At 36.0% G+C, this 12,847-nt stretch carries 16 protein-coding genes; 7 read left to right on the forward strand and 9 right to left on the reverse strand.

Going from position 1 to position 12,847, the window contains the following annotated elements; all coding sequences use genetic code 11:
* Positions 1-2 precede the first annotated feature (2 nt).
* From KXJ69_RS00770 to KXJ69_RS00780, 3 genes are read left to right on the forward strand one after another with little or no spacing between them, the layout of a single operon-like run.
* Positions 3-788: an SDR family oxidoreductase gene (locus KXJ69_RS00770; RefSeq protein WP_219050431.1), complete on the forward strand. Its 786-nt coding sequence runs from the start codon at positions 3-5 to the stop codon at positions 786-788.
* Between the two features lie 9 nt (positions 789-797).
* Entirely contained in the window at positions 798-1,880 is a 1,083-nt protein-coding gene (locus KXJ69_RS00775; protein ID WP_219050432.1) for an amidohydrolase family protein, read from the forward strand.
* Positions 1,880-2,521 (forward strand): O-methyltransferase, encoded by a 642-nt coding sequence (locus tag KXJ69_RS00780; RefSeq protein ID WP_219050433.1) that lies wholly within the window; start codon positions 1,880-1,882, stop codon positions 2,519-2,521. Before KXJ69_RS00775 ends, KXJ69_RS00780 begins: the two co-directional genes overlap by 1 nt.
* A 1-nt stretch (position 2,522) precedes the next feature.
* Here the strand turns inward: KXJ69_RS00780 and KXJ69_RS00785 are convergent, their stop codons facing one another.
* The 9 genes from KXJ69_RS00785 to KXJ69_RS00825 form a co-directional block, all read right to left on the reverse strand.
* Positions 2,523-3,161, reverse strand: coding sequence for a response regulator transcription factor (locus KXJ69_RS00785; RefSeq protein ID WP_255571134.1), 639 nt, complete (start codon positions 3,159-3,161; stop codon positions 2,523-2,525).
* Between the two features lie 2 nt (positions 3,162-3,163).
* Complete coding sequence (locus KXJ69_RS00790; protein ID WP_219050434.1) at positions 3,164-3,922, reverse strand: sensor histidine kinase; 759 nt, start codon at positions 3,920-3,922, stop codon at positions 3,164-3,166.
* Positions 3,892-4,518 (reverse strand): hypothetical protein, encoded by a 627-nt coding sequence (locus tag KXJ69_RS00795; RefSeq protein WP_219050435.1) that lies wholly within the window; start codon positions 4,516-4,518, stop codon positions 3,892-3,894. The genes KXJ69_RS00790 and KXJ69_RS00795 overlap by 31 nt, the downstream gene beginning before the upstream one ends.
* 15 nt (positions 4,519-4,533) lie before the next feature.
* Positions 4,534-5,022, reverse strand: a complete 489-nt coding sequence (locus tag KXJ69_RS00800) for a hypothetical protein (protein ID WP_219050436.1) — start codon at positions 5,020-5,022, stop codon at positions 4,534-4,536.
* 220 nt (positions 5,023-5,242) lie between these two features.
* Positions 5,243-5,803: a phosphatase PAP2 family protein gene (locus tag KXJ69_RS00805; RefSeq protein WP_219050437.1), complete on the reverse strand. Its 561-nt coding sequence runs from the start codon at positions 5,801-5,803 to the stop codon at positions 5,243-5,245.
* Entirely contained in the window at positions 5,804-6,088 is a 285-nt protein-coding gene (locus KXJ69_RS00810) for a Sec-independent protein translocase subunit TatA/TatB (protein ID WP_219050438.1), read from the reverse strand.
* Between the two features lie 87 nt (positions 6,089-6,175).
* The gene (locus KXJ69_RS00815) at positions 6,176-8,485 is read right to left on the reverse strand and encodes a M1 family metallopeptidase (RefSeq protein ID WP_219050439.1); all 2,310 of its coding nucleotides are present in this window, start codon (positions 8,483-8,485) and stop codon (positions 6,176-6,178) included.
* 67 nt (positions 8,486-8,552) lie between these two features.
* On the reverse strand, positions 8,553-9,086 hold the full coding sequence (locus KXJ69_RS00820; RefSeq protein ID WP_255571135.1) for a DUF6702 family protein: 534 nt from the start codon (positions 9,084-9,086) through the stop codon (positions 8,553-8,555).
* A 24-nt stretch (positions 9,087-9,110) separates the two neighbouring features.
* On the reverse strand, positions 9,111-9,905 hold the full coding sequence (locus tag KXJ69_RS00825) for a peptidase associated/transthyretin-like domain-containing protein (protein WP_219050440.1): 795 nt from the start codon (positions 9,903-9,905) through the stop codon (positions 9,111-9,113).
* A 98-nt stretch (positions 9,906-10,003) separates the two neighbouring features.
* Between KXJ69_RS00825 and pepE the strand changes: the two genes are divergently transcribed.
* From pepE to KXJ69_RS00845, 4 genes are read left to right on the forward strand one after another with little or no spacing between them, the layout of a single operon-like run.
* On the forward strand, positions 10,004-10,708 hold the full coding sequence (gene pepE, locus KXJ69_RS00830) for a dipeptidase PepE (protein WP_219050441.1): 705 nt from the start codon (positions 10,004-10,006) through the stop codon (positions 10,706-10,708).
* Positions 10,709-10,711: 3 nt separating this feature from the next.
* On the forward strand, positions 10,712-11,449 hold the full coding sequence (locus KXJ69_RS00835) for a M15 family metallopeptidase (protein ID WP_219050442.1): 738 nt from the start codon (positions 10,712-10,714) through the stop codon (positions 11,447-11,449).
* 27 nt (positions 11,450-11,476) lie between these two features.
* Complete coding sequence (locus KXJ69_RS00840; protein WP_219050443.1) at positions 11,477-12,241, forward strand: M48 family metalloprotease; 765 nt, start codon at positions 11,477-11,479, stop codon at positions 12,239-12,241.
* 39 nt (positions 12,242-12,280) lie between these two features.
* Positions 12,281-12,796, forward strand: coding sequence for a hypothetical protein (locus tag KXJ69_RS00845; protein WP_219050444.1), 516 nt, complete (start codon positions 12,281-12,283; stop codon positions 12,794-12,796).
* The last annotated feature ends 51 nt before the right edge of the window (positions 12,797-12,847 follow it).

Here is a 12,847-nt window from a genome sequence, read left to right on the forward strand (position 1 = left end):
AAATGGATTTAAGTCTAAAAAATAAAAATGCGTTAGTCTGCGGAAGCTCCGCAGGAATTGGAATGGCTTCGGCTATTGAGTTAGCTTCTTTAGGCGCCACTGTTACGTTGATGGCTCGAAATGAAGAGAAGCTTAAAGAAGTATTAAAGGAACTACCCACCAAGAATAACCAAAAACACAATTATTTAGTTGCTGATTTTTCAAAACCAGCAAAATTGAAATCGGCTATTATTGAAGCAACTTTCGATACTACCTTTCATATTTTAATAAATAATACGGGAGGTCCAAAGGGAGGTCCTATATTTTCTGCAGAAGTGGAAGAATTTACCAAAGCCTTTAGTCAGCATTTGGTTTGTAATCAAATTTTGGTTCAGAATGTAGTCCCAAGAATGAAGGAAGCAGGGTACGGTAGAATAATTAATATTATTTCAACTTCAGTAAAACAACCTATTGACGGATTGGGAGTAAGTAATACGATTCGTGGTGCTGTGGCAAATTGGAGTAAAACATTGGCTAATGAATTGGGTGCCTTCGGAATTACAGTAAACAATGTATTACCTGGGTTTACAGCGACCGACCGCCTCGATGATATAGTAGCCAATGCTTCTAAAAAAATGAACAAAACTGAAAAAGAGGCTAGTGAATTCATGAAAAATCTTGTCCCATCAAAGCGATTTGCTCAACCTGAAGAAATTGCCTATGCCGTCGCCTTTTTGGCAAGTCCCGCTGCTAGCTACATTAACGGAATAAATGTTCCTGTAGATGGTGGAAGAACAAAATCTTTGTAATTTTATCTTATGAAACGTAAACTAAGAATTAACGGTCACTCGCATTTACTTCCTTATCCTGAGGAAATTCCTCAATTCATGAAGGATAAAGGAATCTTTTGGGTAGACAAAGACCGAAAGTTTATGCTTCAAAAGGATTGGAGCCGTCCTGTTACCGATTCTAGTTTCTTCCTTGATGAAAAACTGGAATGGATGGAACGATTTAAGATTGATCACGCTGTGGTGCTTAATCTTTCTCAGTTATACGGAAATGGATTGCGTGTGGAAGAAATGAAGCAGGCATTACGATTTCAAAACGATTTTAATGCAAAAGTGCAACACGACCACCCTTCAAAATTTTCTTGCGGATTTGTTGTGCATCCTGGATTTGTAAGAGGAGCACTTTGGGAAATGGAACGTTGTGTGGAAGAACTAGGGATGCAACTTTTATGCTTACCAACCCATTATATGGATACCATTGGTACGTGGCGCTGCATTTTTGATGAAGAAAACGAACCCATTTTTGAGCTTGCCTCAAAATACAATCTGGCTGTAGAAATTCATCCCTACGATGGTGAAAAATTTATAAAATTAGAAAACACCTCTTGGCGCTTTCATTTAATATGGATGCTTGCCCAATGCGCAGATGCTTATCACTTTTTAACATTGAACGGATATGCAGATAAATTCCCAAATATGCGAACCTGTTTTGCACATGGAGGTCAGTTAGCGCAGATAAATTTAGGAAGACGTATTCAAGGTTTTGATGGTCGCCCAGATTTATTTGAAGGTAAAGTACACCCAAGAAAAAGTGTGGGTCATAAAAATATCTTTTTCGATACGTTAGTACACGATACGGGTTCTTTACAGCTTTTGGTAAAAAACCAAGGCAGTAAACAAGTAATTATGGGATTGGATGACCCTTATCCACTGGGAGAAATGGAAAGTGTACAACAATCCTCCTATCCAGGAAAAATTTTGGATTTAGCACGTGACCAAGGTATTGTAAACCAAGAAGATTGTGATGCTATTTGGGAAAAAAACGTAATACAATGGCTTTGTGGCGATGATGAAGTTGCAAAGAAAAAATTGATAGATAGAATCACTAGTTAATGGACTTTTTACCAAAAAAAATTGACCAATACGTAGTAGCCCATTCTCAACAAGAGCCTCCACTTTTACAACAATTAAGTAAAGAAACTTGGCAAAAGGTATTAGCTCCTAGAATGCTTAGCGGTCATTTACAAGGTAGGGTTTTGAGCATGCTTTCTAAATTAATTCACCCAAAAAACATTTTAGAAATTGGTACGTATACTGGGTATTCGGCTTTGTGTTTAGCCGAAGGAATCCGTAAAGATGGAAAGCTTCACACCATTGATAATAATGAGGAATTGTTTGATTTTCAGCGAAAGTATTTTGACCAATCTGGTTTTGGTGACCAAATCATTCAGCATTTGGGGAATGCAATAGAAATTATCCCGAAATTTTCAGAATATTTTGACTTGGTTTTTATTGATGCCGACAAAAGCAATTATCCAAACTATCTTGAATTGTTATTGCCAAAACTTAAATCGGGTGCTGTTATTTTAAGTGATAACGTACTTTGGAGTGGTAAAGTAGTTGAAAAGGTAAAAGAGGATGATATAGATACGCAGGCTTTACTACGTTACAACAAAATGTTGAATGAAAATCCACGACTTGAAACTGTTTTATTGCCTATTCGAGATGGCTTAACAGTATCGCGAGTGGTATAACTTAAGGTATAAATATTTTATTCTTAATTGCGTAAATAACCAGTCCTGTTCTATTGCGAAGTTTTAGCTTTTCAAAAACAGCATCGCGATATCCTTCAACCGTTTTTGTGCTTAAAAACATTTTTTCGGCGATTTCACGATACGTCATTTCGGTACAAGCATATTTAATAAAAATCATCTCTCTTTCCTTAAATACAATTTTATTTTCTTCACTATCAGATAAAGAATCTACCAGTACTTTGGTAACTGTATTGGTATGGTAAAAGCCTTTTTCCATGACCTCTAAAAGGGCCTTTTCAAGTTCGGACTTTTTGACATCCTTCATTAAATATCCTTTTGCACCAGCACGTAACATTTTAAGAATCGTTTTTTCATCTTCTTCTATAGATAATGCTAGTACCTTAATATCTGGATAATCTTTGTAAAGTTGTTGGGTTGTTTCAATACCGTTTAAAATAGGCATATTAACGTCCATTAAAACAATATCTGGTATCTTTTTGGTGTCGTTTATTTTATCTAATAATTCTTGTCCGTTTTTACAGGTGTAGAGTACAGAGAATTCTTCAAATCCTTCAACTAGCCCACCAATAGCTTGTGACAAGAGATTGTGATCATCGACCACTACAACGGAGTACTTCATGATTATTTATTTTTATATGTTAAAAGAAATTGAGTCCCCTCCCCTTTTTTGGATTCAATAATTGCATCTGCTCCAATAATCTTGGCCCTATTTTTTATGTTAGAAAGCCCAATACCTCTGGACAATTGTGAGACATCAAATCCTACCCCATTATCTTCCGCCTTAATTTCTAAAGTCTCTTCCGAATAGGTTAGCTTTACTTTAAGTTGAGTTGCTTTGGAATGTTTAATGGTATTGGTAAAAAATTCTTGAAGCATTCTAAAAATAATAGTTTCAACCTTTGTATTTAAATCAAAAGTTTCTAGGTTATACTCTAAGGTTGTTTCAAGATACTTCATTCTATTAAAACGTTCAATTTCCATTTCCAATGCTTCGATAAGAGTAAGACTCGTAAAGGTATCTGGATTAATAAGTTTTGAAAGGTTTCTTAACTCCTTTAGGCATTCGCTTATAGTTTCAGAGGCCTCAGAAACGTTACCGCAAGTTTCATCTGCTTCATTTAATTGAATTTTTGCCAACGTAAGTAATTGCCCAATATTATCGTGTAATTCCCAACTTATATTCCGAAGGGTCTCTTCTCTTATCTCAATCTGAGTTTCAATAATTTCCTCCTTAAATTTGTTTTCAGTTTCTTGTTGAATACGGACCAATTTGTTTTTCCTTTTTTGAAAAATAGCAAAGAGTAAAATTACGGTTAAGGCTAACGCAAATGCTATTATAGAAAAAACTATTAAAAACGATTGTATTCCTTCTTGGTCCATAGAAATCCGGTCATATAACAACCGTAAAGTATTACATTTAAACTCAATAAAATAATTTGGTAACTAAGCCCCATGATATTGGTATATTTTGCTAGAAAAAATAAAGGAATCATCCCAACATAAAAAAGTAATAAGGCAGTAGAAATCCAAAAGCTGAGCTTATGTTTAACAATTAATACCTCATTACTATTTAAAAGTTGATGGAAATGAAACAATGTTAACACCATTAAAAATAAGGCTCCAGTAACAAAAGTATAACTATGGTAAACATTCCAATTCTCAAAACAAAGACTTATAAATGCAACAACACCAAATAATAGGCTAAAAACAATGACTGCTTTTTTGAAAACTTTCTTTTTTAAAATAGTATAGTACCAATAAAAGTAAAAGAGCATACTTGAAATGGTATATGCATTATAAACACCATTGTTATTTACATAAAAAATATCACCCAAAACTGCTCCTAAAACATCTATAAGCAACGTGTACCAAAGAAAAATTAAAAAATACTTTTCTTTAGAATGCCTATATTTAGCATACGCAACCAGTGCTATTATGGCTGTTATTAATTCAAGTAAAGTAACTAAATAAGGCAAAGTTTTATTTTAATTTTAATAGTCGTGTGGAGGCTTACCTCCATGACCATAATTAAGAGCATTTAAACTATCCAGATTTTCATGAGTATCTTCTACGGGGAGAAAACCTTGTTTTAAAGGATTACCCTCACTTTTCACTGTAGGTACCATAAAAACAGTGCTATACCCTGGATCTGGATAATTACCTTGCGATGGATATGCCCCTAAATAAACACGCAAACCTAGATTTTTCTTACCCATTCTTGTCCCTTCCTGTTCTATATAAGAAATATATTTTTTTATGGTATCCAAAGAGAACCAAAACTCTCTAGTATCTTCATATCCTAGAGTATCATTTAAAATAGCAGCTCGAGTTTTTTTATAGGTTTCTTCCAATCTATTGGCTTCCTCAAAAGAAATAGTCTGTACTGGAGGAGTGACAACAACTTCTTCACAAGATGAAAAAAGTGCGACTGAAACAAAAATAAATGCAATGAGATATTGCGATGGTGCTGTAAGCTTCATAATAATGATTTTTAAGGTTTACGTAAAGTTAGATATTATTTCCTTAAAAAAACTATTGCCTACAAATAGAAAGTCTCAATCTGATGTTTTAATTATCTAATTATCAATTATTTATATTAATAATTACATGAAAAAAAGGGGAAATAAGTTAAAAAAAAGGGTTATTACCCCTTTTTGAAATACAGGTAAATACCCTTTTAAATTTAAATTAAATTTTCAATTAATGTAGAGAAACAAACTTGGTCTTTTTTAAAACATAGTAAATCCCAATCCCAATACCGTACCCTAAAAAAGCACCCACTAAAATATCACTAGGAAAATGAACCCCCACATAAATTCTACTGAAAGAAAAAAGAATAGGCCACAGATAGAACATATATACCCATTTTGTAAACTTTCTTAAACTGAATACAACAAAAGTTGTTACTGCAAAACTTACGGAGGCATGTCCAGAAAAGAAACTAAAATCTACAGGAAATTGAAGCACCCTAATAGTTTCTGAAAGCTCTGGCACATTGTTAGGCCTTAATCTTTGTACCGATGTTTTGGTAATATACTTTAACCCAAAGCTTACTAAAAAGGTAAGTATGGTAAAAGCTGCCACCCATAGTGCTTCCTTTTTCTTATAAAATTTAAAAATAATAAGTATGAAAAAGACAAAAAGAAATGTCCAACTTTCAATTTGAGTCACAAAAATCCAAAAAGCATCAAAATTATCTGACCCTAAACTATTGAGGTATATAAAAAGTTCTCGATCCCAATCTGAAAGGGTTTCAAACATCTAGAAATTTCTTTTGATAGGGCCTGTAATATCATCAACATCTTCCTTAACCTTATCTATTTCTTTGGTAACATCCTTGGATATATCTTTAAAATCGAGCCCTTGCTTTTCGGCACTTTTGGTGATTTCATTTTTTATATCGTCTGTAGCATTTCGTATCTGACGCATCCCTTTACCAAGACCTCGTGCAATTTCAGGAACTTTGTCGGCTCCAAAAACCATAAGTACAATAAAAAGGATAAATCCTATTTCTGCACCACTAATAAATAAAGGAAGTACTTGCATACTGCAAATATAATCAAGTTAAGGTTTATAAATTAAAAAGCCCTGCTAAACTAACAGGGCTTTTATTAAAATTATTGTGAAATCAATTTATTCCCCCTTCACTTTACTTTTAAATGTATCAAACTCTCCTGTCTTTTCTTCTTTTGGCCAAGTATTGTTTGAAGTATCAATATCAGCAGTTTCTTCATCAGGATCAACCACAATTTTGGTGATTTCCATTTCTGAAGCTATTACTTTTCCAACCGATTTATCATTCTTTCTCCAAATTTGAGCAGGATAAGTGACACGCTCTGTACTTCCGTCAGCATAAGTATACTCTGCAATTATGGGCATCGGGATTCCTCCTGGTTTGTCGAAGGTTACTTCGTAAAAATATTTAGGGTTTTTCAGTTTTGCTCTATCTGCTGGATCCATATTATCCATAATATATTCCTGAAGGGTAACCACATCGTTAAGGGTAGCGGTTTTCATGGATTCTTCAAAATCTTCGCTTCCTTCTTCTACTAAATATACTAAAGGTGGTAAATCGCTCTCCTTCATTCCTCGTGCCTCCATCATTTCACGAACTTGCTTGTTCATTTTTGAAGTGACATAGAATTTCTTAACACCTTCCACTCCAATATCGGTATAATCTGTGGTGTAAAACCAAGCTCTCCAAAACCAATCCAAATCTACTGCCGAAGCATCTTCCATTGTACGGAAGAAATCTTCAGGATTTGGATGCTTAAACATCCATCTTTGAGAATAGGTTCTAAAGGAATAATCGAACAACTCCCTACCCATAATAGTTTCGCGAAGAATATTTAATCCAGTAGCAGGTTTTGAATACGCATTCGCTCCAAAATTATGTATGTTTAATCCTTTCGTCATGATAGGCTCCAGATAATCTTGATCTCCTGCCATATAATCCACAATATGCTTCGCAGGTCCTCTTCGTGAAGGATAGGCTTTATTTGGAGCAACAGCTTCTGGATACCATTCCCCAAAATCTTGTTCAGCAACATACTGCACAAAGGTGTTAATTCCTTCGTCCATCCAAGTCCATTGACGCTCATCACTATTCACAATCATCGGGAAGAAATTATGACCCACTTCGTGAATGATCACACTCATCATCCCATATTTTGTCCTTTCACTATAACTCCCATCCTTATCTGGGCGACCATAGTTCCAACAAATCATTGGGTATTCCATCCCTTGATTTTTTGCATGTACCGATATGGCTTTGTGGTACGGATAATCAAACGTCATTCTAGAATACGACTTTAACGTACTAGCAACTACTTTGGTTGACCAATCTTCCCATAAAGGATTTCCTTCTGGAGGATATACCGATACTGCCATGACATCTCTATTTCCAATCTTCACAGCCATCATATCCCAAATGTATCTTCTTGAAGTCGCAAAACCATAATCACGCACATTTTCGGCACGAAATTTCCAAGTTTTCTTGGTGGTTGCAAATCCTTTGGAAGCAGCTTCCGCTTCTTCTTGGGTTACTATAACCACGGGCTCTGTGTAACTTTTCTTGGCTCGCTCATAACGGTCCATCATCTCTTTTGTAAATACTTCCTTTCTATTCAATAATACCCCCGTAGCATCTAAGGTATGGTCTGAAGGTACCGTAATACTTACATCAAAATTTCCAAATGGCAATGCAAACTCATCTCTTCCCCAAAACTGGCTATTTTGCCACCCTTCTACATCGCTATATACTGCCATTCTCGGATAAAATTGTGCAATTACATATCCTTTGTTTCCATCGTCAAAAACTTCATATCCACTTCGAGCACGATCAATAGTGTGGTCTGGAATGTTATACCACCACTTAATAGAAAAACTGAATTTTTCACCTGTCTTTAAATGTTTTGGCATCTCAACACGCATCATGGTTCTATTTACGGTATGTGGTAAGGGTTTTCCATTGGCGTCTTTTACCCATTCAATTTTAAAACCTCCATCAAAACCTTCACCCATATATTTTCCCACGAAATCCGATGCCATTTCAGCAGGAAAAGCGCCACTTGGCTCAATTAAAGGAGACTTAGAATCACGTGCTCGTACATTTTGGTCAAGTTGTACCCAAAGGTATTCTAAAGCATCTGGTGAGTTATTGGTATAGGTAATGGTTTCTTCTCCATACAGCCTTGAATTTTTATCATCAAGTTCAAGACTCATGACATAATCTGCTTGTTGCTGGTAATAATTTGGACCTGGAGCACCGTTAGGAGAACGGTACATATTGGGAGTAGAAAACTCTTCGTACAATTGTTTAAAACGATTGTTGTTGTAATGTCCTGGCTTACGTTCTTCTTTTTTCTCTGAAGTATCTTGAGCAAAAGATGTACCTGCTACTAAGAATACAATTACCAGAGAAATGTACTTAAATAATTTCATGTTTTTTGATTGTTAATTTGTAAAAAAGTGTCTAAAAATAGTTTTTATTGTTCAGTTTGTCACGTTACTAGTCGAAGTTTAACAATCCCTTAGGATTATCATTATCAAGAATTAAACTCTTTTTGGTAGTACCTCTTTTCACGTGAACTATATTTTGTTGATCTGGACTAATTTCGAATAAAATTTTATTCTCTATTTCAATGGCATCAAAATTTTTAACCTTGCTTGCTTCCAAATAAATTTTTACCACATCAATTTCATATTCTCGTCCAATGTAGGTAAGCGGAATTTCTTTTCCGTCAACTACTACTTTAAATTTCTGAAGGATATATTTCTTTAAAAAATCTTCGGCTACTTTGGTTTCTTTTTTGGTAGCTAAACTTATGGAAGGACTGTAGCGCTCTTGCAACACATCTTCAATATCATCGATAAACAATTTGGTAATTATTTGAAGGGATTTCTCGTCCTCCTTATACTCCACTTTGGTCGTACTTACATAAAATTTATGCATCCCCGCTGCCATAAGACAAGGAAGTATTACTACCAATAAAAGTACCTTTATTTTTATTCCCATAACTTTCTTGAAAGTTATAAGACTCATTTTAGCCTTCAATGTTACACATTTTTATTCATTTTTTTCTGAAAGACGCTCTACATACTCTTTCCCATTTTCCGAAAAAATAGCCAACACGCGTGCATAGTTTTCCTTTTTAAAATCATTTTGAAGGGTACTCGTCTCGATACAAAACAACAAAAAATCGTAGAGTCGATCTTCAGGAACTTGATAGGATTCAAAGAAAAAGGCTGTTCCGTAGGTATTCATAATTTCAGCGACCGTGACATTCTGTGCTTGCCATTTACGTTTGGTCCGTAAGGTTTTGTAATACCCACTTAAATGTTTGTACAAACCCTCCAAATTCACCGAAAGAGGTGTTATCACGCCGCCAATCATATTCGGAATTTTTTCTTCGGGGATGCCTTTAAATCCCGGAATCCCAACATCGTCAAAATTGATTTGCTTTTCGGTCTTTATAGTTTTAATATCCTGTTCCAAATTCCCAGTAAGCTTTGGACCTAAAAACACTTCATCCAACTCATTGACCAACGCCTCCAACGTAATGGAAATTCGCCCACTTTCGTAAATTTTTTGTGTAATCACCACTTGTTCGGGAACATAGGTCACCGAGGAAATCACCAACGTATCCAAGGGTTTTACATAAATTTGAAATTCGCCTTGACCATTGGTAATGGCGTTAAAGCGTGAGGTAGTGTTTAAAATATGAATCCCTTCGGCATCCACCTCATTTTCAATGGTTCCGAAAAGTCTTTTTTCTTGTCCAAAAACAACAGAAGCGCTTCCTAAAATTAAAAAAAATAAAAGGACTAGGTTGCTATATTTGGTTAGGTTTTTTTGAAACATTGCCTAAATATAAATCTACTTTTCTTACCATAATCTTAAAATGCCCGCTAAGGTTTTGTTAAATTTGAAAAGTTGTTCCCTTCATTTATAAAAATTATATGAAAAACCTAATCGTTGCCAGCACTTCAACCCTACACGGAAGCGGCTATCTCGAATATATTTTACCGAACCTTTCTGAACTTTTTAAAGCGACCGACGAAATCCTTTTTATTCCCTTCGCACGCCCTGGTGGAATTTCACACGACGCCTACACCGCAATGGCACAAAAAGCCTTTTCAAAAATTGATAAAAAAGTTGTGGGTTTACACACCTTTAAAGACCCCATTGATGCCATTGAAAACGCCAAAGGCATCTTTACAGGGGGTGGAAATACCTTTGTTTTGGTAAAACAACTTCACGAGCAAAAAATCATGAATCCCCTAAGAGATGTACTTTTTTATGGCACTCCCTATCTAGGCACGAGTGCGGGAAGCAATATTTGCGGACAAACCATGCAAACCACCAACGATATGCCCATTGTGTATCCGCCTTCCTTTAAAACGCTTGGCGTATTGCCATTAAATATCAATCCACATTATCTGGACCCTGACCCTACCAGCAAGCATATGGGCGAAACCCGCGAAACCCGAATTAAAGAATACCATACTCAAAACACCTTACCTGTGGTTGGACTTAGAGAAGGAAGTTGGCTACAAGTTCATGGAGAAGAAATTACTTTAAAAGGAATATTAGACGCTCGAATTTTTGAAAAGGACAAAGCACCCTATGAAATTTCAAGCGGTACAAAAATTGATTACTTTTAAAGTATGAACCGAAAAGATTTTCTAAAAACATCCCTCCTTTTAGGAGGAATCACGCTGCTCCCCTCCTTTTCTAAAGAAACAATCCTTCAAGATTTTTCTCGAAATCAGCTAATTGGAAAAGGCAATCCCAACATTGTTGGCGATAGTTATCTCACCAAAATGCATAAAGAAACGGCCGAGGCATTAAACCGTATGAAAGCCGAAGCATTAAAATCGAATATTAACATTGAAGTGGTTTCTGCTTACCGAAGCTTTCAAAGGCAAAAGGAAATTTTTGAAGGGAAGTACGTGAAATTTACTTCGGAAGGGTTGTCTCCTATGCTAGCCATCGAAAAAATCATTGAATACTCTACCATTCCCGGAACCTCTCGTCACCATTGGGGCACCGATCTCGATTTAATTGATGGAAATGCGCCCCGACCCGAAAGTGTGTTGGTAGCCAGTAATTTTCACGGCACGGGACCATTTTGTAAAATGAAGGAATGGATGGATGAACACGCCGAATCCTTCGGATTTTATGAAGTGTATACCAACGACGCCAATCGAAAAGGCTTCAAATATGAGCCGTGGCACTTTAGTTATGCTCCTGTTTCAAAACCCATGTTACAAGCCTATAAAAAGCTAGATATTAAAGAAATTCTTTCCGAAGAAAAAGTAAAAGGGAGTACGCATTTTTCTGAGTCGTTTATTCAAAAATACCGCACCGAAAATATTTTAGACATCAACCCCAAACTTTTGTAAATTTAAGCATCACAAAATGACAACGCTATGAGAGGAAGTTGGAAAATTAGAATCATCATTGGACTGCTTATTGTGGCTTTTGGCTACTTTAAATACTGCTCCAGCAAAGAAATAAATCCATATACTGGTAAAGAACAAGCCATCGCTTTAGACCCCCAAGAGGAAATAGCGATGGGTTTACAAAGTGCCCCACAAATCGCGCAGGAATATGGCGGATTGTACAACAACCAGCAAATGCAAGACCAAGTGGATATCGTAGGGGTAAAATTGGTGAATGCCTCTGTGGCAAAGGATAGTCCATATCGCTATGAGTTTCATTTATTGGCAGACCCCAACACCATTAACGCCTTTGCATTGCCCGGTGGACAAATATTTATCACCTACGCCCTCTACTCAAAATTGGAAAACGAAGATCAACTCGCGGGTGTCTTAGGTCACGAGATTGGGCACGTATTAGGGCGTCACTCTAGTGAACGCATTGCCGAAACCGATTTCTGGCAAACCGTTGCACAAGGTGCCAATGTGGGTGCCGACGCAGGGAATATTGTGGCGGGCATTGGGCAAAACAAATTACTAACCAACGGACGTGGAGACGAGCTGGAAAGTGATGATTTGGGCGTGCGTATTATGATGAAAGCAGGTTACGACCCCTACGAAATGATAGACGTCATGGAAATTTTAAAAGCCGCGGCAGGACCTAGTCGAGTACCCGAGTTTCAAAGCACCCATCCCGACCCCGATAACCGAATTGAAAAGATTAGAGAGAGTATTAAGAAGTATGGGGGACAGTAGTGTATTAATAGCTACATATTTCAAAAGTTACTAACAATAATGAAAAAATCATTTAAGAGGAAAATAGTAACCCTTGCAATTATGCTGATGGCTTTCAATTCATTTGCTTGTGAATGTTATTGTGAAGGAGATTGTTCGTTTAGAGCAGTTTCAAATAATAATAAATTCGTTGCTCTTGTAAAGGTTATTGAATATTCAGACTTTCTTGATTATGATATTGACGATTATGATCAGGAAATGCCTTTTTCGATGACGGTTGAAATTATCAAAAAATATAAAGGAGATGAAGTAAAAAACCGCATTAAAATTTGGGGAGATAATGGAATTTTATGTCGTCCTTATATTGCAAACTTTGAAATTGGAAAATATTACTTAATCTCACCTCGTCAAATTGGCAGTGATTCTGAGAATGGTAATAAAGAAGATTATGACTTTTTTGCTTGTTGGACTGATTATCTGACTGTTGATTTTGATAATGGAATAGTTTACGGAGAATACACAAAGCTGAAGAGTGAAATATCTCTTGAAGAATTTGAAAACGAGTTTGAAAAATAACAATTAAAAACAATGGCAGTAAGTAATTACTTGTTCCATTCCCAATTCTAA

The sequence above is a fragment of the Halomarinibacterium sedimenti genome (assembly GCF_019312585.1).
Classification (GTDB): domain Bacteria; phylum Bacteroidota; class Bacteroidia; order Flavobacteriales; family Flavobacteriaceae; genus Halomarinibacterium; species Halomarinibacterium sedimenti.

Excerpts from the sequence above, each read along its gene's own strand:
- KXJ69_RS00770 (WP_219050431.1), top strand. The coding sequence starts at position 3 with ATGGATTTAAGTCTAAAAAATAAAAATGCGTTAGTCTGCGGAAGCTCC.
- KXJ69_RS00775 (WP_219050432.1), top strand. The coding sequence starts at position 798 with ATGAAACGTAAACTAAGAATTAACGGTCACTCGCATTTACTTCCTTAT.
- KXJ69_RS00780 (WP_219050433.1), top strand. The coding sequence starts at position 1,880 with ATGGACTTTTTACCAAAAAAAATTGACCAATACGTAGTAGCCCATTCT.
- KXJ69_RS00785 (WP_255571134.1), bottom strand. The coding sequence starts at position 3,161 with ATGAAGTACTCCGTTGTAGTGGTCGATGATCACAATCTCTTGTCACAA.
- KXJ69_RS00790 (WP_219050434.1), bottom strand. The coding sequence starts at position 3,922 with ATGGACCAAGAAGGAATACAATCGTTTTTAATAGTTTTTTCTATAATA.
- KXJ69_RS00800 (WP_219050436.1), bottom strand. The coding sequence starts at position 5,022 with ATGAAGCTTACAGCACCATCGCAATATCTCATTGCATTTATTTTTGTT.
- KXJ69_RS00805 (WP_219050437.1), bottom strand. The coding sequence starts at position 5,803 with ATGTTTGAAACCCTTTCAGATTGGGATCGAGAACTTTTTATATACCTC.
- KXJ69_RS00810 (WP_219050438.1), bottom strand. The coding sequence starts at position 6,088 with ATGCAAGTACTTCCTTTATTTATTAGTGGTGCAGAAATAGGATTTATC.
- KXJ69_RS00815 (WP_219050439.1), bottom strand. The coding sequence starts at position 8,485 with ATGAAATTATTTAAGTACATTTCTCTGGTAATTGTATTCTTAGTAGCA.
- KXJ69_RS00820 (WP_255571135.1), bottom strand. The coding sequence starts at position 9,086 with ATGAGTCTTATAACTTTCAAGAAAGTTATGGGAATAAAAATAAAGGTA.
- KXJ69_RS00825 (WP_219050440.1), bottom strand. The coding sequence starts at position 9,905 with ATGTTTCAAAAAAACCTAACCAAATATAGCAACCTAGTCCTTTTATTT.
- pepE (WP_219050441.1), top strand. The coding sequence starts at position 10,004 with ATGAAAAACCTAATCGTTGCCAGCACTTCAACCCTACACGGAAGCGGC.
- KXJ69_RS00835 (WP_219050442.1), top strand. The coding sequence starts at position 10,712 with ATGAACCGAAAAGATTTTCTAAAAACATCCCTCCTTTTAGGAGGAATC.
- KXJ69_RS00840 (WP_219050443.1), top strand. The coding sequence starts at position 11,477 with ATGAGAGGAAGTTGGAAAATTAGAATCATCATTGGACTGCTTATTGTG.
- KXJ69_RS00845 (WP_219050444.1), top strand. The coding sequence starts at position 12,281 with ATGAAAAAATCATTTAAGAGGAAAATAGTAACCCTTGCAATTATGCTG.